The sequence below is a fragment of the Ruegeria sp. CDSC054 genome (assembly GCF_059610645.1).
This window is the reverse complement of sequence record NZ_JBXWOA010000016.1, coordinates 65,059-84,190: the sequence shown is the minus strand read 5'-3', so window position 1 is coordinate 84,190 and position 19,132 is coordinate 65,059. Positions and strand designations below refer to the sequence as shown.

19 protein-coding genes are annotated in these 19,132 nt (G+C 55.8%); 12 read left to right on the top strand and 7 right to left on the bottom strand.

What is annotated here, in order from left to right; translation table 11 throughout:
* Nucleotides 1-64 precede the first annotated feature (64 nt).
* Nucleotides 65-241, top strand: coding sequence for a DUF1214 domain-containing protein (locus AC2FGC_RS21620; protein ID WP_496783430.1), 177 nt, complete (start codon nt 65-67; stop codon nt 239-241).
* A 370-nt stretch (nt 242-611) separates the two neighbouring features.
* Here the strand turns inward: AC2FGC_RS21620 and AC2FGC_RS21615 are convergent, their stop codons facing one another.
* The 4 genes from AC2FGC_RS21615 to AC2FGC_RS21600 form a co-directional block, all read right to left on the bottom strand.
* Entirely contained in the window at nt 612-1,316 is a 705-nt protein-coding gene (locus AC2FGC_RS21615; RefSeq protein ID WP_496781159.1) for a hypothetical protein, read from the bottom strand.
* Nucleotides 1,316-1,786 carry a hypothetical protein gene (locus AC2FGC_RS21610; protein WP_496783428.1) on the bottom strand — a complete coding sequence of 157 codons (471 nt, stop codon included), beginning with the start codon at nt 1,784-1,786 and terminating at the stop codon, nt 1,316-1,318. Before AC2FGC_RS21610 ends, AC2FGC_RS21615 begins: the two co-directional genes overlap by 1 nt.
* A gap of 591 nt (nt 1,787-2,377) precedes the next feature.
* Nucleotides 2,378-3,664: a glycosyltransferase gene (locus AC2FGC_RS21605; protein ID WP_496783425.1), complete on the bottom strand. Its 1,287-nt coding sequence runs from the start codon at nt 3,662-3,664 to the stop codon at nt 2,378-2,380.
* Nucleotides 3,661-4,593: an FCD domain-containing protein gene (locus AC2FGC_RS21600; RefSeq protein ID WP_281973947.1), complete on the bottom strand. Its 933-nt coding sequence runs from the start codon at nt 4,591-4,593 to the stop codon at nt 3,661-3,663. Before AC2FGC_RS21600 ends, AC2FGC_RS21605 begins: the two co-directional genes overlap by 4 nt.
* A gap of 191 nt (nt 4,594-4,784) precedes the next feature.
* On the opposite strand from AC2FGC_RS21600, the gene AC2FGC_RS21595 reads away from it, so the two are divergent.
* The 11 genes from AC2FGC_RS21595 (at nt 4,785) to AC2FGC_RS21545 (ending at nt 15,691) form a co-directional block, all read left to right on the top strand.
* Nucleotides 4,785-5,834, top strand: coding sequence for a polyamine ABC transporter substrate-binding protein (locus tag AC2FGC_RS21595; protein WP_281973946.1), 1,050 nt, complete (start codon nt 4,785-4,787; stop codon nt 5,832-5,834).
* Nucleotides 5,835-5,940: 106 nt separating this feature from the next.
* Complete coding sequence (locus AC2FGC_RS21590) at nt 5,941-6,795, top strand: ABC transporter permease (RefSeq protein WP_281973945.1); 855 nt, start codon at nt 5,941-5,943, stop codon at nt 6,793-6,795.
* 1 nt (nt 6,796) lies between these two features.
* Nucleotides 6,797-7,588 carry an ABC transporter permease gene (locus AC2FGC_RS21585; protein ID WP_281973944.1) on the top strand — a complete coding sequence of 264 codons (792 nt, stop codon included), beginning with the start codon at nt 6,797-6,799 and terminating at the stop codon, nt 7,586-7,588.
* Nucleotides 7,585-8,649 carry an ABC transporter ATP-binding protein gene (locus AC2FGC_RS21580; RefSeq protein WP_281973943.1) on the top strand — a complete coding sequence of 355 codons (1,065 nt, stop codon included), beginning with the start codon at nt 7,585-7,587 and terminating at the stop codon, nt 8,647-8,649. The genes AC2FGC_RS21585 and AC2FGC_RS21580 overlap by 4 nt, the downstream gene beginning before the upstream one ends.
* A 19-nt stretch (nt 8,650-8,668) precedes the next feature.
* Nucleotides 8,669-9,955, top strand: coding sequence for a nucleotide disphospho-sugar-binding domain-containing protein (locus AC2FGC_RS21575; RefSeq protein ID WP_281973942.1), 1,287 nt, complete (start codon nt 8,669-8,671; stop codon nt 9,953-9,955).
* On the top strand, nt 9,952-10,311 hold the full coding sequence (locus AC2FGC_RS21570; protein WP_281973941.1) for a cupin domain-containing protein: 360 nt from the start codon (nt 9,952-9,954) through the stop codon (nt 10,309-10,311). Before AC2FGC_RS21575 ends, AC2FGC_RS21570 begins: the two co-directional genes overlap by 4 nt.
* A gap of 13 nt (nt 10,312-10,324) precedes the next feature.
* Complete coding sequence (locus tag AC2FGC_RS21565; RefSeq protein ID WP_281973940.1) at nt 10,325-10,669, top strand: cupin domain-containing protein; 345 nt, start codon at nt 10,325-10,327, stop codon at nt 10,667-10,669.
* A 12-nt stretch (nt 10,670-10,681) separates the two neighbouring features.
* The gene (locus AC2FGC_RS21560; protein ID WP_281973939.1) at nt 10,682-12,187 is read left to right on the top strand and encodes an aldehyde dehydrogenase family protein; all 1,506 of its coding nucleotides are present in this window, start codon (nt 10,682-10,684) and stop codon (nt 12,185-12,187) included.
* Between the two features lie 34 nt (nt 12,188-12,221).
* Nucleotides 12,222-13,610 (top strand): NAD(P)/FAD-dependent oxidoreductase, encoded by a 1,389-nt coding sequence (locus tag AC2FGC_RS21555; protein ID WP_281973938.1) that lies wholly within the window; start codon nt 12,222-12,224, stop codon nt 13,608-13,610.
* Nucleotides 13,611-14,118: 508 nt separating this feature from the next.
* A complete protein-coding gene (locus tag AC2FGC_RS21550; protein WP_496783423.1) occupies nt 14,119-14,691 on the top strand; it encodes a carboxymuconolactone decarboxylase family protein in 573 nt (190 codons plus the stop codon).
* 220 nt (nt 14,692-14,911) lie between these two features.
* Complete coding sequence (locus tag AC2FGC_RS21545) at nt 14,912-15,691, top strand: methyltransferase domain-containing protein (RefSeq protein ID WP_496783421.1); 780 nt, start codon at nt 14,912-14,914, stop codon at nt 15,689-15,691.
* A 296-nt stretch (nt 15,692-15,987) separates the two neighbouring features.
* Here AC2FGC_RS21545 and AC2FGC_RS21540 read toward each other — a convergent pair whose 3' ends face one another.
* From AC2FGC_RS21540 to AC2FGC_RS21530, 3 genes are all read right to left on the bottom strand, one after another.
* Nucleotides 15,988-16,668, bottom strand: coding sequence for an IS6 family transposase (locus tag AC2FGC_RS21540; RefSeq protein WP_496783419.1), 681 nt, complete (start codon nt 16,666-16,668; stop codon nt 15,988-15,990).
* 238 nt (nt 16,669-16,906) lie between these two features.
* Complete coding sequence (locus AC2FGC_RS21535) at nt 16,907-18,484, bottom strand: GMC oxidoreductase (protein WP_496783418.1); 1,578 nt, start codon at nt 18,482-18,484, stop codon at nt 16,907-16,909.
* 42 nt (nt 18,485-18,526) lie between these two features.
* Nucleotides 18,527-19,078: a gluconate 2-dehydrogenase subunit 3 family protein gene (locus AC2FGC_RS21530; RefSeq protein WP_496783416.1), complete on the bottom strand. Its 552-nt coding sequence runs from the start codon at nt 19,076-19,078 to the stop codon at nt 18,527-18,529.
* Nucleotides 19,079-19,132: the final 54 nt, after the last annotated feature.

Genomic DNA, 19,132 nt, shown 5'->3' with positions numbered 1-19,132 from the left:
GCTCCTGTCAAGTTCTAGTGCGCGCTACCAGAAATGCACTCGACCTGACAGGTAGGGACAAAGTTTGCGACAGAACCGTTACACCGTCTATTTCGGCCCCGAAGCGCCGGAGGGTTGGGAAAACAACTGGGCGCAAACAGCTCCGGGCCGAAGCTTTAACGCAATGATGCGCCTTTACGGTCCATTGGAGCCTTGGTTCGACAAGAGCTGGAAACCTGGAGACTTCGAACCTGTAGAGTAAAGTCGCAAAAGAGATCTTTCGCTATCCCGCCTTCCAAGTGGGATAGTAATCCGCAAAACATATCCGTCAGTGCGTCGACTAGCGGCCAGCCTTTCGTTGCAGCTTTAAACGCCCGTTTCGCATTTGCTTGTCATAGTAAGCCTGTGTGCAACGAAAGTCCGCAGGTGGCCGAAGCGGTCGTAAACTTGAACCAGTTGAAGGTCTGGAAAGTCCCGCTCAACGGTCATTAGAGCCAAAATAGCCTGACTGAAGTAGTCAGATGACAGCTCTTAGCCCGTTGTGGAATTTCGTTAGGGTTTCGAACCCGGTGCAGGAACGTGGTGAAACCATTGCCTGGATATCGGCAGTTCTGCGGCCACCATTAGCGGCGTCACTGTGCGGGTAGATAGTTCTTGAACCAATAATCCATTTCGGCGAATTGACCACGCAACATGATGACCTGGCGGGTTGCGCGCACTCCGTTTACCCCGCTCCAGTTGAGCCGCCCCAACATGAGGGTCGACTCCTTGGAATGCGAAAGCACCGCCAGCCCATATGAAAAACTGACCGTTTCAGTCTCCCCTTTCGCGAACAGGGTCGTCGGACCGGGCGGAAGGCACGCGAGGTAATATGCTTCACCGGTGGTCACGGATTTGGACCCTTGGTGCTTCGGGTCCTCCGGGGCGACAAGCCCTTTTGCGGCCCGCAATCGGTCCGATTCAGCCATAAGCTCATAAATGAACTTTTTGACGTCCTGGGTTATGTACGGGCTGCTTTCGTAGCGGATCGCGATTGGCGCGTCCTGATAGCCGTCGGTCAGATAAAGTTGTCCTTTTGATCCCTGCACGATCCGGATGTCCATAGACTCAGAGGTCAGCGGTAGCCGGATAGCATCCTGACCCGCGCCCACGAAGAAGGACCAGGAATCGCGGTCAGCACTGTGAGCGTCCTCGATGGACATGTCGCCAAGCGCGAGCGTGTAGGCACCCACGAAGCTTGCCCCATCAACCTCGATCGGACAGACATCCTCTGCGGATGCAGCATGAGCCGACAAGATCGACGCCAATAGCACGGCAACGGCTTTGTTCCACCACATCAAACCGGCCCGATCGTGGCCTCAAAAGACCCTTCGAGTGTATGTGTGTTGGATGGATCGCGTGTCCTTCCGAAGTCCTTGGAGTGTTCCGCGATGAACCGCAGCCGGCCCTTCACTGACAGAAACTCTCCGGTCTTGCTGGCTTCGTCGATTTCCAGAAGGAACTCCTCGTCTTCGCGTGGAAAATACATTGACCTGTCATCGGCAACGATGCGGATATCCGGCACGGCGGCGGTGCCGTCCCTCCATTCAAAGCCGACAAAAAGCATTTTTACACCCGCTGTTCCCTTGGCGGAAAACACCATTGAAACGCTGCCGAAATTCTCATCGCCCCGGTAGTCGGACTGCGAGGCGATCAGTTCCAGAACGGCGTCCTCGTTGTCCACTTTCCCTGTCAGAGTTCCGAGTTCTTCAGCGCAGACTGGCGTCACAACGACCAGACCCAATACGAGCGAAAGCCACTTTAACATATCAATCCCCTTTGCTGTTCAGCACTCTCGTTGTCCGCGTTTCGAACTTACTCCCTACTGAATATTCTACCAGGGGCACCGCGTTGGCAACACCCTGACAAGGATTGCTTCCCGTCGCCACCTTGCAGGCTTTGACAGCATCTTGGTGAACCTTTCCAAGGGATAGGTTAGTGAACAGTGTGGACGACTGAGCCGCAGCCTGTTTTCAGGCGTCCGCTTTGTCCGCAAAGCAGATATTGAGCAGATTCCACGAAATGTCCGCTCCGAGCCCTTTCTGACGGATGCCGCGCGGGGCGCGAATGGCAGCAAAGCGTACGATTCTGAATCAGGGAAGCCTGACGACGAAGGACCATCAAATGCGCCTTCAATGCATTTTACCAAAACTTGTTGGCGTTGGGTTTCGACGGGGAAGATTCGACTTTTTACTGCGTGGGATACGCGCCAATCTTCTTGCGAGCACCCATTTTCAATCGGTCAGCAGGTCAGTTGCTTCTGACATAAGGTACTGCGCAAAGAAAAGACGCACGGCGATCAGAAACTGCCAAATTCCGGAGCGATTTCTGATCGTGCCAAGGGCATTGTCGCCTAACATCAAGCCGGTACAAGAGCCACCTTCAGGACAGCCTCTGCAGCTTTTCGCGTGCCCGAGTGCTTCTTCATCACATCCGACATTTCAGCTAGATGAGTTTTCATGGGCGCATTGTTCAACAGCTCCAGAATCAGGGACCGCAGGTCTTCTGGCTCCCAGTCTGCGCGATGGATTGCGCGCCCCACGCCCACGGCCTCGGCGCGTTGCGCATTGTCATGACCATCCCAGCAATAGGGCATCACCAGCGACGGAACACCGTGATACAGAGCCTCGCAAAAGCTGTTGTTGCCACCATGGTGGATGATCACGGCGCATTCGGCCACAACAGAAGGTTGGGGAAACCAGCTTCCCAGAATGACGTTATCAGGAACCTGACTATAAGCCTCCAGAAAGCCACCCACATTCACCAGGAACCGCGCCGGCAATGTGGCGAAGACCTCTATCATCCGCCCGATCAGCTGTGTGTCACTTGCCCCGAGAGAGCCGAAACTGAGATACACCAGCGGGCCGTTGTCCTTGGGGAAATGCGGTGACTTGAAATGGCCTTCATCCCTCACGCAGCCTTCGAGAAAGACAAACTGGCCTTCAGGCAAAACCTCGGCGCGCTGGTACCGCACGCAGGCAGGCGCCAGAAGCAGGTTGAGCCACGGTGACGTTTCAAGAAAAATCCCTGCGGGAAGGGGCGGTAGTTTCCGGGCCTTGCGAAATTCGTTGTACCTGCGATGTGGGGCGCGGGTGTTGTCCACATAGGCCTTTTCGAATTCGGTACGTGCCGGAACATCATCGGGCGCCAGACCAGAGAGATACGGTGGCACGTTGGCATCAGGTAGCTCGGTTTCCGCACAGGATACGATCCGCACCCAGGGGCAGCCAGCGTTTGCGACAGCGGGAAACATGATGACGTTATCGAGCAGAATTGCATCCGGTTTGATCCGGTTGAAGAGGTCTCTTAATCCGTCTTCGACAGCTTCGGCTGTGCTGACAATCGCCTCCCAGGTTGGAGCGACGTAGGTTGCCAGCTGATCGAGGGCGGACAGGTTGAAGTGCGGTAGATGCGTGTTGATAAAGCCCTGCCAGTAATCTTCATTTGACGTGTCGTTGCTGCGCCTTTGCTCAGGAAGGTGATACTCCTTGAAACCATATTCAGCGAACACGCCGGTGAAGCCCGGGTGGCAGATAAACACCGGGTTGGCACCCTGTCGTTCCAGTTCCTGAGCTATCCCGACGCAGTTCAGCGCGGCACCAAAGCTTGCCTCGGGGAACAGGGCAATGGTTGGCCCGGATGTCATGACTGCACCCCGCGTTTCATTGGAGGAATACCGCGGTTGGCGGCTTCGGGGCGGCGCACCCGGGACTTGCGTAGGTGCAGGACCATCTGGTCCGCCGCCAGGTCGAACTGATTGCGCTCAAGGCTTTCAAGAATTTCCAGATGCTCTTCCAGCGATTGCCGTAGCCGGAAATCCGGTATCGAGGCATCTTTCTGGGTGGTCCGGCGCAACCGGTGATGTGTCAGCAGGCTGCCGCGGATGAAACGGTTGCCGGAACATTCGGCGATGAAGCTGTGAAACTCTGTATCAATTGCCCGGAACCCGGAACAGGTGATGCTTCCGTTACGAAGCTTCAGGATGTCTTCCATCTGGCTGCGCAGCAGCCCGGCGCGCTTGAAATCCATTGTGAACCTAGGTGCCAGGATCGCCTGAGGTTCCATGGTCAGACGGAAGGCAACGCTGTCTTCGACGGAATTTGGGGAATCAAGGATTGGCTGAAAGGCCCAAGATCTGCCGGGCAATTGGGTAACAATGCCATCGCGAGATAGTATTTTTAATGCATTAAGTACAGTATTGCGTGAGACTTTGTAACGACGCACGAGGGCACTGGCGGACTGAACTTCGCCGATACGGCGCTCGGCGCGATCAGACAGAATGCGCCTAGCTAGGGAATCTTCGAGGTCTTCTAGCCTGCGTACTGCTTCGGCCTGTTCTTCTCGTGTCTGAATTGCCAGAAAATAACCCTCCTCCTCCTTCCATGACAGAACTCCGTTTTCTTCCAAAAGCTTAAATGCAGACCTGATTGGGGTTCTCGACACACCACAGGCGGCGGAAAAGCCCTGTTCGGGCAAGTGGTCGCCGGCCTTCATGCCGCGTTCGAACGCTATGTTCAACACTTTTTGGGCTAGCTCGAGGTGGTTTTGTCGTGTGTTGCGACGCGCATCGGTCATCAGCTCGGCCTTTCGGGGGCAAAAAATTCGGGAAACAAGCCACGCCCCGAAAAAGAACATTGAATACAGATTGACGTATCTTTTCACATAATAATACTGAATCCAAGGCGGTCAGCAAGAACCGCTTTGAAGAATCTAAGATCACGAAGCGTTGGCTTTGCGATCATCCAACATTGAACTGGAGGAATGGTATGTTCCACAAATCACCTACTGCCCGGGCCCTGATTGGGGTGGGTTTGACCTGCTTCGCAAGTGCCGCATGGGCTGAAGATCTCGTTGTGTCCAACTGGGATGGCTACATGGCACCTGATGCCGTTGAGGCGTTTAACACCGCGTCCGGCAACACCGCTGAACTGGTGCTACACGCAACCAACGAAGAAATCATGGGCAAGCTGATTGCCTCGAAGGGCAAAGGCTATGATGTGGTCTTTGTGTCTTCGCCGTTCGCCGAAGTGTTGCACAACCTCGGGCTGGCTGAGGAACTGGACCATGCAAAGCTGCCCAACGCGGCCAATCTTTATGCCGAGGCAACGACGCTTAACCACGATCCGGGCAATAAGTTCTCGATGCCTTATGCGTGGGGCACAACCGGGTTGTGCTATCGCTCAGATCTGGTGGCCGACGTGCCCGACAGTTGGATGGACCTGTTAGCACCAAGTGATGCAGTCTCCGGCAAAACCACCATGCTAGCCACGGATCGCTGGCTGTTAGGTGCAGGGCAACTGGCCAAAGGTTATTCGGTTAACGAAACGGATGCCGACAAAATGGCCGAGGTCCGCGACCTGTTGATTAGCGCCAAGGGCACGCTGCTGGCCTATGACGACACCACTTTCTATTCCAAACTGGTATCGGGTGAAGCGGAGCTGGTGCACGCATGGGATGGCTGGTGCAACTATGGCATCGCCGAAAACGCCGACATCAAATACGTTGTGCCTGAAGAAGGGTCTGATCTGTGGGTTGATACCATGGTGATCCTCAAAAACTCTGAACACAAAGACGCGGCTTATGCATTCGTGGATTACATCCTGGGTGCCGAAACGCATCGCTGGGCGGCAGAGAACATTTTGTACAAGGTTCCAAATCAGGCCGCGATGGAAGGGCTGGATGCCAGTCTGATTGAGACTTTCCCGAACATGGGCATGAGCCCGTCCGAGATGACGGCCTATGAACAACTTCGTGATGTGGGTGAAGCGCAGCGAGACTATTCGCGCATCGTTTCGGAAATCAAGGCGGCGAACTAACATCGCCAAATAGGTTGGGGCGTTTCGCCAAGGCTTGGTGCCCCTTTCCGCTATTGTTTAACCTCTCCCGTCGCGTTGCAGCGGCGCGTGGACAGAAATTGCCGCCATGAAAGACCGCAAACCCATCTACCTAATGTCGCCCGCGCTGGCCTGGTTGACCGCGTTCATGGTTATCCCGTGTCTGCTAATTTTGGCATTGGCGTTTTTCCGGCGCGGTATTTACGGCGGTATTGAATACACTTTTACGCTCGAAAACATCGCACTGGTGTTTGACCCGCTTTATGCCGGTATCTTTCTCAAATCGGCCTGGATTGCCGGGCTTTCGGCTTTGATCGCGGTGGTCGTTGGTTATGCGGCGGCCTACGCGATTGCCGCGATGCCGCGCCGGCGCCAGCCTGTGCTGCTGTTCTTCGCAGTGCTGCCGTTCTGGTCAAACTATCTGGTGCGCACTTATGCTTGGATCGTGCTGCTGAACCGCGAGGGACTGATAACCGGTATCGCGCGCGCCTTGGGGTATGACGGAGAACTGCCCAAACTTCTCTATACCGAAGGCGCCGTTGTGGCCGGGTTGGTCTATAACTACCTGCCCTTTGTGATTCTTGCCTGTTATGCGCCGCTGTCGCGCCTGAACCCAGAAATATCCGAGGCCTCACGCGATCTGGGCGGATCAGGCTGGACCACGTTTCGCCGGGTGATCCTGCCGTTGACAGTGCCGGGAATCGCCACCGGTTTCGTGTTTGTCTTCGTCCTGTCGATCGGCAACTTCGTAACCCCGGCATTGCTGGGGGGTGGGCAATTCCAGATGATCGGCAACCTTGTTTATGCCCAGTTCCTGACCGCCAATGACTGGCCGTTTGGATCTGCGCTATCGATGATATTGATCGCAATCATGATGGGGCTGCTGACATTGCAGACCTTTGCGACCGAACGTGCCTCTGGCGGCCGTGGCGGAGGCAGCTGAGATGGCCGGGAAAAGCAACCTTCGCCTGATGTACATGATCATTGCGGCCGTGTTTGCGTTTCTTTACGTGCCGATTTCGGTGTTGTTCGCCCTGTCCTTCAACGAAGGCGGGTTGCCCACGGCCTGGACCGGGTTCTCGGTCAAGTGGTATGGCGCACTTCTGGCCAACGATCAGATCCTTGGCGCGGCCCTGAACACCCTAATCGTAGCCGTAGTGTCAACGCTGATGGCAACGGTTCTGGGCACCCTGTTGGCAATCGGCGTGGAAATCCGTCGGCGCAAGGGGCGCTTTCTGGAAACCATCATCTTTGCCCCGATGATCATCCCGGACATTGTTCTGGCCATCGCGCTTCTGAGCTTCTTTTCCATGCTGAATGTCACAATGGGCCTGCACACGATCATTGCCAGCCACGTGGTGTTCAACCTGGCCTTTGTGTGTTCGGTGGTGCGCGCACGCCTGAAAACCTTCGACTGGTCGATTGTTGAGGCCTCCACCGACCTTGGCGCATCCACCCCGGTCACATTATGGCGGATCGTGCTACCGGTCATGATGCCCGCAGTCATTGCGGGGGCGCTTCTGGCTTTTACCCTATCGGTGGACGAATTCATCATCGCCTTTTTCACCGCCGGTGCGGGACGCGATTCCATCACCCTGCCCATGCAGATATTTGCCATGATCCGGTTTGGTGTCACGCCTGAGATCAATGCGCTGGCCACCCTCGTCATGACGCTGTCGGTGGTTGCACTGGCGCTGTCGCAACGTCTGAACCGCGGAGGTTTGCCGGGACAATGACCACCCCTCTTTTGTCACTTCGCAATGTCGAGAAATGCTTTGGCGCTGTTCAGGCGGTAGCCGGCCTGTCGCTGGATATCGCGGAAAATGAGTTCTTCGCGCTTCTGGGTGCCTCGGGTAGTGGCAAAACCACCCTGCTGCGCATCCTCGCCGGGTTCGAGATGCCAAGCGCGGGCACCGTGCATCTTGATGGTCACGACATTTCGCATGTGCAGCCGAACCATCGGCCCGTGAACCTGATGTTCCAGTCCTATGCACTGTTCCCACATATGAGTGTTGCACAGAACATCGCCTACGGGCTTGAAATGGAAAAACTGCCCCGCTCGGAGATCAAATCGCGGGTGGCCGATATGCTGGACATCATCCAGCTATCGCATCTTGCTGGCCGCAAACCCGATCAGTTGTCAGGTGGCCAGAAACAACGCGTTGCACTTGCCCGCGCGCTGGTCAAGAGACCCCGCCTGTTGCTACTGGATGAACCGCTTGGCGCTCTGGACAAGAAGCTGCGCGGCGAAATGCAGCTAGAGTTGAAGCGCATCCAGGATGAGTTTGGCATCACCTTCATTGTCGTGACCCACGATCAGGAAGAAGCGCTGGTCATGGCCGATCGCATTGCCATTCTGAAAGATGGTCAGCTACTGCAATGCGGCAACCCAAGGGAAATCTACGAGCATCCTGCCAATCGCTATGCTGCGGATTTTATCGGTGTCATGAATTTCCTGCCTGCAAAGGTATCGGGCGGCAAAGTTCTTGCCGCCAACGGCCAGATGTTCAAGGCTGAGCTTCCCGATGGCCTAAGCGACGGGGCGGATGTTGTCGCGGCAATCCGGCCAGAGCGGCTTCACTTGGGCGGCGAGGGCAATGACAACAGCCTTTCAGGCACCGTGCGGGCGATGGCCTATCATGGGCTTGATCTGCACCTGCATCTGGAAACACCCACATCCCCGCAACCGGTTTTGGTACGCCTGACCGCTGATGCGGCTGAAATACGCCCCCTGTCGATTGATGATGACGTCACCGTCGGCTGGTCGGCCAAGGATACCCGCATTTTTGCGGCTTGAAACAACAAAGGAGACTACAATGACACAGAAAACCTTTGCATTTTTCCCCGAAGCGGCTTTTGGCCCGGCGCTGAACTCGGTTGGTATTGCCCAGGCGGTGGAACGTATGGGCCACAAGGCCGTGTTTCTGTCCGACCCTGGTTTTATCGAGGTGTACGAAGGCTATGGGTTTGAAGCGCATCCGGTCAACCTGTCCGAGCCGATGCCACCTGAACAGATGGCCAAGTTTTGGGAAGACTTTATCAACGGTCATATCCCGAATTTCCGCAAGGCGCCGATCGACCAGATTGATAACTACGTCAAGGAATGCTGGGAGGCGATTGTCGACAGCGCCAAATGGGCGGAAAAGGATCTGCCGGGAATTCTTGCCAAGATCAAGCCGGATGTGATTTCAGTTGATAACGTCATCCTGTTCCCCGCGATCAAGCAGTATGGCGTGCCGTGGGTACGCATCATCTCATGCTCGGAAAACGAGATCGAGGATGACAGCATTCCACCGCATCTGTCGGGTATGGCCGAAGACGATATAGCAGGTCACGCCGCGTTCCGGGCCCGGTTCAACGAGGTGATCAAGCCGATCCATGGCGATTTTAACGCCTTTTTGGAAACGACGGGCGAAGACGCCTACCCGATTGGCCAATTCTTTGAAGCGTCGCCCTACATGAACCTGCTGCTCTACCCCGAGCAAGTGAAATACACCCGGTCCGCGCCGCTTAATCCCGCACAGTTCCAGTATCTTGAAGGCTGTGTGCGTCAGGACGAACCTTATGAGGTGCCGACTTTCAAAAAGAACAATGACGGGCCGTTGCTTTATATCTCGTTTGGGTCTCTGGGGGCGGGTGACACTGATCTGCTCAAGCGTCTGATCGATCTTGTCGCCAACTCGCGCTACCGTGCGTTGGTCAATGTCGGCGACTACAAGGAAGAGTATTCAGACATCCCCGACAACGTCATCATCGAGGGCTGGTATCCGCAGCCTTCGGTGATCCCGCAGGTTGATGCGGTTATTCACCATGGCGGCAACAACTCGTTTACCGAATGCCTCTATTTCGGCAAACCGGCGATTATCATGTCCTATGTCTGGGACGGGCACGACAACGCGATGCGGGTGCAGGAAACCGGGCATGGGTTCCGCTCGGATCGCTATGAATGGACCGACGAGGAATTAATCGCGAAGATCGAAGCCTGCCTGACGGATAAGGCGATGGCCGACCGGTTGCAGCAAACCTCGGCCCATATGCAATCGCAAAACGGACAGGAAAAAGCCGCCAGGATACTGGTTGATCTGGCAGGGTCATCCGCATGACCAACCTGTCTTCTACGGCCCCCCATATCCATCAGGCGACCAACTATGATGACCTGCTGGATTGGGGGCCACAGCCCGATATGGTCGAAGGTCAGTCACATTCCACCGGGCGGCTTTTGCACAAAGGACCGGACAATTCACCGGAAACCGGCGTCTGGTTGTGTTCGCCGGGGTGCTGGCGGTTGTCTGTGCCGCGCGACGAGTTCTGCCACTTCGTCGCCGGAAGAGCCACCTATGTGTCAGACAGCGGTGAAGTGATCGAGGTCAGTGCGGGCACCTGCGTGCTGTTCCCTGCTGGCTGGACCGGAGAGGCCACGATCCACGATACCACCCGCAACATCTACATGCTAGCCTGAAGGGGACACGCCGATGAAAACACCCGTGATGCACAAGCCGCTTGAAATCACTGACACGGTGGACTGGGGCGAGATTCCGACCATGATCGAGGGCACATCGCACACGTCCGGTAAACTGTTGCACAAGGGGCCGGACGGGCAAAGCGAGTGCGGCTTGTGGATCTGCACGCCGGGCAAATGGGACTGCCATGTCACGAAGGATGAATTTTGCCACTTTCTGGAAGGGCGATGTACCTATGTGCATGAAAGCGGCGATGTCATCGAGATCATGCCCGATACGGCTGCGTTTTTCCCGCAGGACTGGAAAGGGGTGTGCACGGTACACGAGACGGTCAAGAAGGTCTACATGATCCGCTGAAGGGAGCGCAGAATGCCTGGTGAAACGACAGCGCGATATTATCTATCGCCAACCTACGAACTCAGCCAAATGCCGGGTGTGCCAGTGATCGACCCGGCCACTCAGGATCAGGTTGGTATACGCGCCCAGGTATCCGGTGAGGAGCTGGAAGCCACTCTTGCCCGGGTCAATGCAGCACAAAAACTGTGGGCAAAAGTGGATGCCAAATCCCGAGCGCAGAAGTTGCACGCGCTGGCCAGCAGGATCGAGGCCACCGACATGACGCAATGCGCCATTCTGATGAGCCGGGAGATGGGCAAGCCTTACCCCGAGGCGATTGGTGAGGTCGCAAACTGTGCACCCGTCTTCAGGTATTTCGCAGAAATGGCACGGGATGAGGCCGGTAAGCTGGCCGGCACCACACAAGCCGGATCGCTGCAATATGCGCGGTATGAACCTTACGGCGTTTCGGCCCATATCATGCCGTTTAATTTCCCGATCCTGCTGATGTGCTGGACGGTTGCGGCCTCATTGGCGGCGGGCAATGGCTGTGTCATCAAACCGGCCGAAGCGGCCACACTTTCAACGCTGGAATTCATGCAGGTGTTTGACGATATGCCACCGGACCTTGTGGCCTGTCTGCCCGGCGGGGCGCAGGTTGGACAGGCACTGGTGGAAAGCGACAAGACCCACGCCATCGCCTTTACCGGCTCGGTGGCGGCGGGGCGGGCCGTGTCTGGTGCCGCAGGCGCGCGGATGAAACCGGCAGTGATCGAGGCTGGCGGTTCTGACCCGATGATCGTTACAGATCATGCGCCGCTAGACATTGCCGCCGCCGGCGCGGTTACCGGGGCATTCCACCTGTCCGGTCAGGTCTGCACCTCGACCGAGCGTCTGTTTGTGACGGATGCCGTCCATGATGCGTTTGTAAGAGCTTTCGTTGCGGAAACGAGCCGTCTGCGCATTGGCAACGGGCTTGAAAAATCCGAAATAGGCCCATTGGTCAGCAAGGCGGCACGCGACAAGGTAGAGCGTTTGGTGGCTGATGCCGTGAACAAGGGTGCAAAGGTCGAATGCGGCGGGCGGGTGCCACCGGGGCTGGACAACGGCTGGTACTATGAACCAACAATTCTGACCGGATGTCGCCCGGATATGGATCTGCTAAAGCAAGAGATTTTCGGGCCGGTTGTTGCCATTGTCCGCGTGCCTGATTTTAACGCGGCGCTGGAACAGGCCAATAACAGCCCCTTCGGGCTGGGCGCTTCGATTTTCACCACCGACCTCGCCGAAGCACATGAAGCGTCAGAGCGGTTGGAGGCGGGCATGGTCTGGATCAACAACCCGATGATCGACAATGATGCGTTGCCGTTCGGGGGGTGGAAAAGCTCGGGCCTTGGGCGCGAGTTGGGCCGGCAGGGGTTGGATGCATTCCGGCGCTCAAAAATGGTTGTTCTTGATCACAAACCGGTGCGCCATGAGTGGTGGTACCCTTATCCCGACGATTGGTTTCTGGAAACAGGCGGGCGCAAACATGTCTGATCCGTTCATGCAGTACTTTTAGAAAGCCTGTCAGGTGCAAAATTTTTGCGATCCCGATCAGTTAACCAAAACACCGTTCTGGACCAGTTCTTATGTGCCAGGGGCTGACAACCCATCCCTTGAGGATGATCTGACCTGTGATCTGGCGATCGTCGGCGGGGGATTCACCGGCCTGTGGAGCGCGCTGAAGGCCCGCGAACGCTGGCCGGACAAAAACATCGTTGTTCTGGAGGCCGACAGATGCGGGAATGCCGCCAGCGGGCGCAATGGTGGTTTCTGCGCCCCAAGCATTTCACATGGGGCGGCCAATGCCGTTGCCCGCTGGCCGAAGGAAGCCGAAACCCTTGTCCGGCTAGGCCACGAGAACCTTGATGGGTTTCAGCAAGATATCACAGATTTCGGCATAGACGCCGAGTTTGAGCGCGCGGGAAAGCTTAATGTCGCGGCCACCCCATGGCAGGTGCAGGGCCTGAAGGCCACGCAGGAGGTTTTTGCGCGGTTCGGGTATGACACGCAGATTTTGCAAGGCGCTGATCTGCACGACAAGCTGAACAGCCCCGTATATGATACTGGCCTGTTTGAGCCCAATTATGCTCTGATCAATCCCGGTAAACTGGTTGCAGGCTTGCGGGAAAATTGCATCGACAAGGGTGTCGAACTATATGAGCATTCACCGGTAACAGCGCTTCCCAAACAGGGTGCGTCTATCCGGCTGGCAACCGATAAGGCGCGCATTTCCGCGCGACAGATAATTCTGGCCACAAACGCCGCCGTGCCGTTGCTGAAACGCCTGCGCGCCGCGATTATCCCGGTGTTTGACTACGCGCTTGTGACTGAGCCGTTAAATGCCGATCAACTGGCCGCCATTGGCTGGGAGGGGCGGCACGGGGTCGCTGACAGCGGCAATCAGTTTCACTATTCCCGTAAAACCGCAGACAACCGTATCCTTTGGGGCGGGTACGACGCTATCTATCATTATGGCAGCGACCGCGATGTCGCCCTGCAGGATCGGCCAGAAACGTTCAACCGGCTTGCCGGTACTTTCCGGGCGGCTCTCCCGGCACTGGACGGCGTGCAGTTTTCGCATGCCTGGGGCGGGATCATCGACACCTCGGCCCGCACGACGTTCTTTGTCAACACCGCCCTTGATGGCCAGTTGGCCTATGCGATGGGGTTCACCGGGCAAGGGGTTACCGCCTCGCGGTTCGCGGCCCTTGCGATGCTGGACATGCTGGAGGGCAAACAAACCGAACGCACAACGCTGAGCATGATACGCCGCCGCCCGGTGCCCTTTCCCCCCGAGCCGCTGAGAAGCCTTGCAATCCGCCGCGCGCAACGAGATCTGGCCTGGGAAGATCAGACCGGAAATCGGTCGTTTTACCTAAGGTGTCTTGATCGGCTGGGAATTGGCTTTGATTCCTGAAGACGTCAGACCGCCATCGCACAGCCAAGTGGTCTTATGGATTGGCCTTCCCTTTCAACACTTTTCACCTCCCTGGCCGATTTTGTCGCTGTGCGTGGCTTGAATCAATCCTCTCCAGGTGAAAGGGAGAGCATGAGTGTTGGAAAGCAGGTAAATAGGACTTTACTACCTGAGCGTCTGACGACAGGTGGCAGAACTTTTTTGATATCCGACATTGGAGCAATCGCAGCGAACTCACACTCAGTCCGCAATACCGAAGTCACCACGCTTAGATTTGAAGCTCCGGTTTGGGAGCTAACCCGGACATTGCAGACTTACAAGAACTGCTCAAATGAAATTGCCTTTAACCAAACGACGAACATCCGGGGGTGTCGTCAGGCACATTGACCGTTCGCTGTATTCCAACAGAATCTCTTTGCGGAACCTGGAATTGCTTTAAGGTTGCGTAAACACCGTTGGTTCCGCACGTGGGACGAAGTTATCCAAAACAAGATTGAAAGAGAATTGAATGAAACGCCTGTTTCCATCTCTGCCGGAGAACGCGACACTTGGAAGTGTCTATCAGGCCTTTCCAGATAAACTCTCTCCGCTTTGTGCGTATGAAAGCTTGGTGATGCGGGGCGAGAGCGACCTCTCGGTCGCCCAACGTGAGTTGATTGCAGCCTATGTCTCGGGTTTGAATGCTTGTGCCTATTGCCATGGTGCGCACATCGTTTTCGCAAAATCCTACGGCGTTGAGGTCGAGACAATCGAGGCACTGATGGAAGACCGCGATACGGCACCCATCGAGGATCATCTCAAACCGTTACTAGCATACATTGAAAAGCTCACCGTCTCGCCATCACGAATGACGGAAGCCGACGCAAAAGCGGTCTACGCGGCAGGCTGGTCGGAGAGTGCGCTGTTCGATGCTATCCAAGTTTGCGGTGTCTTTAATCTCGTGAACCGCTTCATAGAAGGAACAGGTGTCCAAAGCCCTGGCACCGACCCAAGAGAAGCGGACGAAGCCACTTTAAACCGATGCCGCAGTGACAGCTTCTATACCGATTTCGGCCGGGAGAACGGCCTCGACATCCCCTGAATTGATGTTGTTCGAACTTTCGAACGGCGACAAAAAGCTTGTCTGACAAAGCGGCAGAAGCGTCCTTACCTCCCGAGGTTAATTAATTCTTCGGATCGAGTCGGCACCTTCAGTTATTTTGGTAGATGTTGTTCAAATCTCGATGATCCGCCCTGCTTTTCGTAGATAACCCATTTTCTGATAAGGTTTGTAGACTTGTGGGCTTTGTAAGGGGGGAGAGTTGCTTAAGTTTGACGCGGAGACAACGAGATTACTTGAAATCGCCTATCAAGGAGCTGAATTGACGCGGCGAAGACAGGCTTCATTTGATGCGCTGTGCCCGGCTCCCGGTGAAACGATTTTGGACATCGGTTGTGGCAACGGGATGTTGACAGCGGAGTTGGCCCGCGCAGTTGGCTCGGATGGCTATGTCATCGGGATCGACCCAAGCGAGGATATGACAGCAGCCGCAAGAGAACGGTGCAGCGACTACGCGAACGTGGAGTTTCGTGCTGGGGCCGCAAATAGTTTGCCCATTGAGGATGAGAGTGCTGACAAGGCCGTCTCAGTACAGGTCTTTGAGTACATCGAAGACATAGACGGTGCACTGTCCGACACGCTGCGGTGCGTCAAACCCGGCGGGCGCCTCGTCATCAGCGATCTACACTTTGGTAGCTTGATTTGGTTCAGCGATGAGCCCGACAGAATGCAAAAGATGCTGACTTCCTGGAACCAGCATTTTGTGAGTGGTTCCGTCCCGGAAAGACTGCCCGCATTGATAAAGGCACGCGGCGACCATGTGGAAGATGCCTTGTCGTTCACAATGACAGATCACCAGCTGAAGCCTGACGGCCTCGCAATCATGATGATGCACCTCATGAAGCAATATGCTGTTGCAAATGGTCATGTTGATCCCGCTGTTGCGCAATCGTGGTTTGACGAACAGCTTAGCCTTGCAAAAGTTGGGCGCTTCTTTTTCTCCATGACCCAATTTATCGTCGTGGCGCGCAAAAAGGGGTGATCGTTCTACAATGCGCCACTTGACCTCGGCCGTGCGCGCTAAACCCTCGTTATCAAGCAAAGTTTGTGGCTGGCACCTGTTTACTGACGCGACTCGAATGCCAAGAGTTTATGGCCACCTCGCAATCAGTGTCGCAAAGACACTCCGGAGACCTTGACTGTATTCCTTGCAGTTGGTGACGCGGTACTTCGCTGTGGGAAACTTTTCGCGACGCGCATGATTGAACTTGTATGGCATTCACAGGGTTGTGTTGCGAAGTTTTGGTTGGATTACAATATCGCGCTGCGGCAGTGGGTTTAAGAGGCGAGCTCAGCGAACTGGCGAAAGGGACAGAGTCCGGGCGTGATTTGACCTTTGCGGATCATGTGCGCCACTTCAATTCCGGCCAACGTTGCCGCCGCTGATGCGAAGGCTTTGAATCCCAGCATCGGGCGGGTTCGCCTTTTGATGAAACGGTGATCTTGTTCCACAATATTATTCAAGTATTTCCGCCTGACCATTTCAATGGGAATCGGGCAACCAAAGCCTTTCAGCATCTTGTTTATGGCCTTGATGCCAGCCGTGTTAGCTCCGCTTTTGTCGATGACAATCTTTCTCGGAAGGCCGTTGACCTCCAGCATCCGGGCGAAGAATTTGGTGGCGGCGGGTTTGTTTCGACGCTGCGAAAGCATGAAGTCAAGCGTCTTGCCGTGCTTGTCGACAGCTCGATAGAGGTAAACCCACGCACCTTTCACCTTGATGTAAGTCTCGTCCATTCTCCAAGAACGGTCGCAGGATCTTTTTCGTCGCCGCGCAGCCTCAGCTATCGCGCCGGAATATCTTGTTACCCAGCGGTTCAGTGTGGTGTGATCCACCGAAACGCCTCGCTCTCGCATGATCTCCTCCAGATCACGGTAGGACACGCCGTATCGAACATAAAAGAACACGGCGAACAGGATCACGTCCTTCGGATATTGCGCACCTTTGAATGAAATCATGAACAGGTTCTCGACTGAATACACCGGCTATCATTCACCGTCTGCATTCAAGCGCGTCAATAGTCAAAAGATTGCAACAGAACCATTCAGACTACATCTTGTTCGGAACATTTCAATGGGCGCGGGTTGTCAGTCGAGCTGCGTTCTGGCCTCCAGACAGCACACTACACCGCTGGTTTGAAACTCTGCTGGACGCCTTCGACGGTTTGGGTCGCGCACAACCTTCGCGCAGCGCGCTTTAGGGCAGCAACTCTGATCGGTGGGTGCGAATGTAATCTGCCGTGCGAAACACCAACGCAGCCAGCGTGGCCGTCGGATTTATCGCGCCCGGCGTGGGAAACAGGCTTGCGCCCGCGACAAACAGATTGTCGATCTCATGTACCTGGCCATATGAATTTGTGACAGATGCTGATGGATCGTCACCCATGATGGTTCCACCCATCATGTGCATTGGGTTTCGAGGGCCTGCCCAAGCATCGCTGGTCCCTGCCGCCTTGAAGATGCGGAGACCCTCCGCCTTGGCCAGTTCCGACCTGGCGGCATTTGCCCGTGGCAGTGAATTACTCACATGTGCCATCGGCAACCCATAACGATCGAGTTTTGATGGATCGAGCGTGATACGGTTTTCCAGCATGCTGTCTTCCTCACACAGCACTGTCATGTTTCCGTAATGCAAACTGGCCTGATGTAGATATGCGTCCAGAGCATCGCCAAACACCTCTGGCCTGGCCAGAGCGGTCCCCAACAGGTCGTTGGGTTTTGCTGCCTGCCCGACAAGCCACGCGCGGCTGCCAAAAGCATCATTTGCCGGTTGTTTGTCATCATAGCCATCAAGGCAAAGGGTGTTGGCACCCGAAACACCCAAATGGGGCTCTGTTTCCTGCGTGAACAGCCCGTGGATGGTTGTGAGCGCGTGAGAGGTAAAATAGCGCCCCAGTGTCTTGCTGCCACTGCCCAGCCCATCGGGATGCTTGTCATTGCCGGACAGCAAAAGCAGCCGCGCATTCCAGATTGTGTGGCAGGCCGAGATGACAATGTCTGCAGGTTGTAGGTTTTCCCGACCCTGCTCATCAAGATAAACGACGGCGGTCGCCTTCGATCCCGAAGGGTCTGTTTCAATCCGTGCGGCATAGGCATTGTGGCGTAGCTCAACGCCCGCCTTTTGTGCCCGCGGCCATTGCAGAACCAGCGGGTTGGCCAATGCCCCGATCGGACATCCCGCGTCGCACCAGCCATCAAGCAGGCAGGCGGCCCGGCCGTTATAGGAGACTGAGTTTACCGCCACTGTATTTGTCGTTAGCGTCAACCCTTCCGCATCAAACCCGGGTTTGATGGCCTGAGACTGTTTGGATAGGGAAATGGCAGGCATGGGATAAGCCTCGCCGGGCGGCGCATTGGGATCGTCATCCCCCGACACGCCGAAATAGGATTGCGCGTGGTCATACCATGGTTGCAGGTCATCATATCCGATGGGCCAGTCCAGATTGCGCCCGTACAGAGACCTGACGTGAAAGTCGTCGGGGTGCAGCCGGTACCAGTTTGCGTACCAATGCAAGCCTGCACCGCCGGTCCCCCACCCCATGGCAAAGTTCGCGGCTCCCACAAGATCACCTGTCTCCCGAACTTCCGGACCCGCCCATCTGAGCCGCCGGGACCAGATTTGAGAACTGATCATGTCTGATAGCTGTCGTTCCGGCCCGGCCTCAAGAACCAGCACATCAAACCCTGCCTCACCCAGTTCTGCAGCCATTGTACTACCGGCGATGCCAGAGCCGATGATGACGACTTCAACCTTATCATTAGAGATTTTCGTCATTGGGCCTCATTATCTCCGGTCATTCTGCTGGCGGCGGATTTGTTACCAAGGTCGAGGTGGCGGAATATGCGCGAGATAGGGGATGTTCAGATCCGCAAACCCCTCCTGCGTGCCATAAACAACATCCACCGCGTCGCTGCGCGAAATGAAATAGAAGAAATTGGGGTCGGGGTCGGTCCAGACCTGCATGTCTGAAGCTATGGCGGCTTGGATCATTTCTACACGTTGTTCGTCGGTCACCTGCACAAAGGGCAGGCCAAAGCGGTGGAGGCATTCTTTTTCAATGCCTGAGATACCCTTGCGATAAAATCCCGCCATGTCGCTGGCATCCAGGTATCTGAGGAGCAACAGGGACGCGGCCTGATCGCCTGCCAGGTTCTGGTCGACAAATCGGGCAACTCCGGCTTCTTCGGCGCCGGAAACGATGGTCGCGCACCAGGCCGCCAGAGTTTCCGCCTCGGTAGTTGTGAGTTTTTTGTAGCTCTTGTCTTCGACGGTCTTTGCCTCCGCATTTCGGGAAAGGCTTCGCATTGTGATGGACGCCCAGAATGTGGATGGGATCACACGAGTCAGAAAGCGTCGTCTTCCCTTCATTCGACCTGTCTCCACCTACCGCAAACAGATGTCTCGATTGTCGCAGCCATGCGG

What these genes read in the sequence shown, in the direction of transcription:
- AC2FGC_RS21600 (WP_281973947.1), bottom strand. Translation starts at nt 4,593, where the DNA reads ATGACCGATGCGCGTCGCAACACACGACAAAACCACCTCGAGCTAGCC.
- AC2FGC_RS21585 (WP_281973944.1), top strand. Translation starts at nt 6,797, where the DNA reads ATGGCCGGGAAAAGCAACCTTCGCCTGATGTACATGATCATTGCGGCC.
- AC2FGC_RS21565 (WP_281973940.1), top strand. Translation starts at nt 10,325, where the DNA reads ATGAAAACACCCGTGATGCACAAGCCGCTTGAAATCACTGACACGGTG.
- AC2FGC_RS21575 (WP_281973942.1), top strand. Translation starts at nt 8,669, where the DNA reads ATGACACAGAAAACCTTTGCATTTTTCCCCGAAGCGGCTTTTGGCCCG.
- AC2FGC_RS21570 (WP_281973941.1), top strand. Translation starts at nt 9,952, where the DNA reads ATGACCAACCTGTCTTCTACGGCCCCCCATATCCATCAGGCGACCAAC.
- AC2FGC_RS21550 (WP_496783423.1), top strand. Translation starts at nt 14,119, where the DNA reads ATGAAACGCCTGTTTCCATCTCTGCCGGAGAACGCGACACTTGGAAGT.
- AC2FGC_RS21595 (WP_281973946.1), top strand. Translation starts at nt 4,785, where the DNA reads ATGTTCCACAAATCACCTACTGCCCGGGCCCTGATTGGGGTGGGTTTG.
- AC2FGC_RS21610 (WP_496783428.1), bottom strand. Translation starts at nt 1,786, where the DNA reads ATGTTAAAGTGGCTTTCGCTCGTATTGGGTCTGGTCGTTGTGACGCCA.
- AC2FGC_RS21615 (WP_496781159.1), bottom strand. Translation starts at nt 1,316, where the DNA reads ATGTGGTGGAACAAAGCCGTTGCCGTGCTATTGGCGTCGATCTTGTCG.
- AC2FGC_RS21590 (WP_281973945.1), top strand. Translation starts at nt 5,941, where the DNA reads ATGAAAGACCGCAAACCCATCTACCTAATGTCGCCCGCGCTGGCCTGG.
- AC2FGC_RS21535 (WP_496783418.1), bottom strand. Translation starts at nt 18,484, where the DNA reads ATGACGAAAATCTCTAATGATAAGGTTGAAGTCGTCATCATCGGCTCT.
- AC2FGC_RS21560 (WP_281973939.1), top strand. Translation starts at nt 10,682, where the DNA reads ATGCCTGGTGAAACGACAGCGCGATATTATCTATCGCCAACCTACGAA.
- AC2FGC_RS21530 (WP_496783416.1), bottom strand. Translation starts at nt 19,078, where the DNA reads ATGAAGGGAAGACGACGCTTTCTGACTCGTGTGATCCCATCCACATTC.
- AC2FGC_RS21580 (WP_281973943.1), top strand. Translation starts at nt 7,585, where the DNA reads ATGACCACCCCTCTTTTGTCACTTCGCAATGTCGAGAAATGCTTTGGC.
- AC2FGC_RS21540 (WP_496783419.1), bottom strand. Translation starts at nt 16,668, where the DNA reads ATGATTTCATTCAAAGGTGCGCAATATCCGAAGGACGTGATCCTGTTC.
- AC2FGC_RS21605 (WP_496783425.1), bottom strand. Translation starts at nt 3,664, where the DNA reads ATGACATCCGGGCCAACCATTGCCCTGTTCCCCGAGGCAAGCTTTGGT.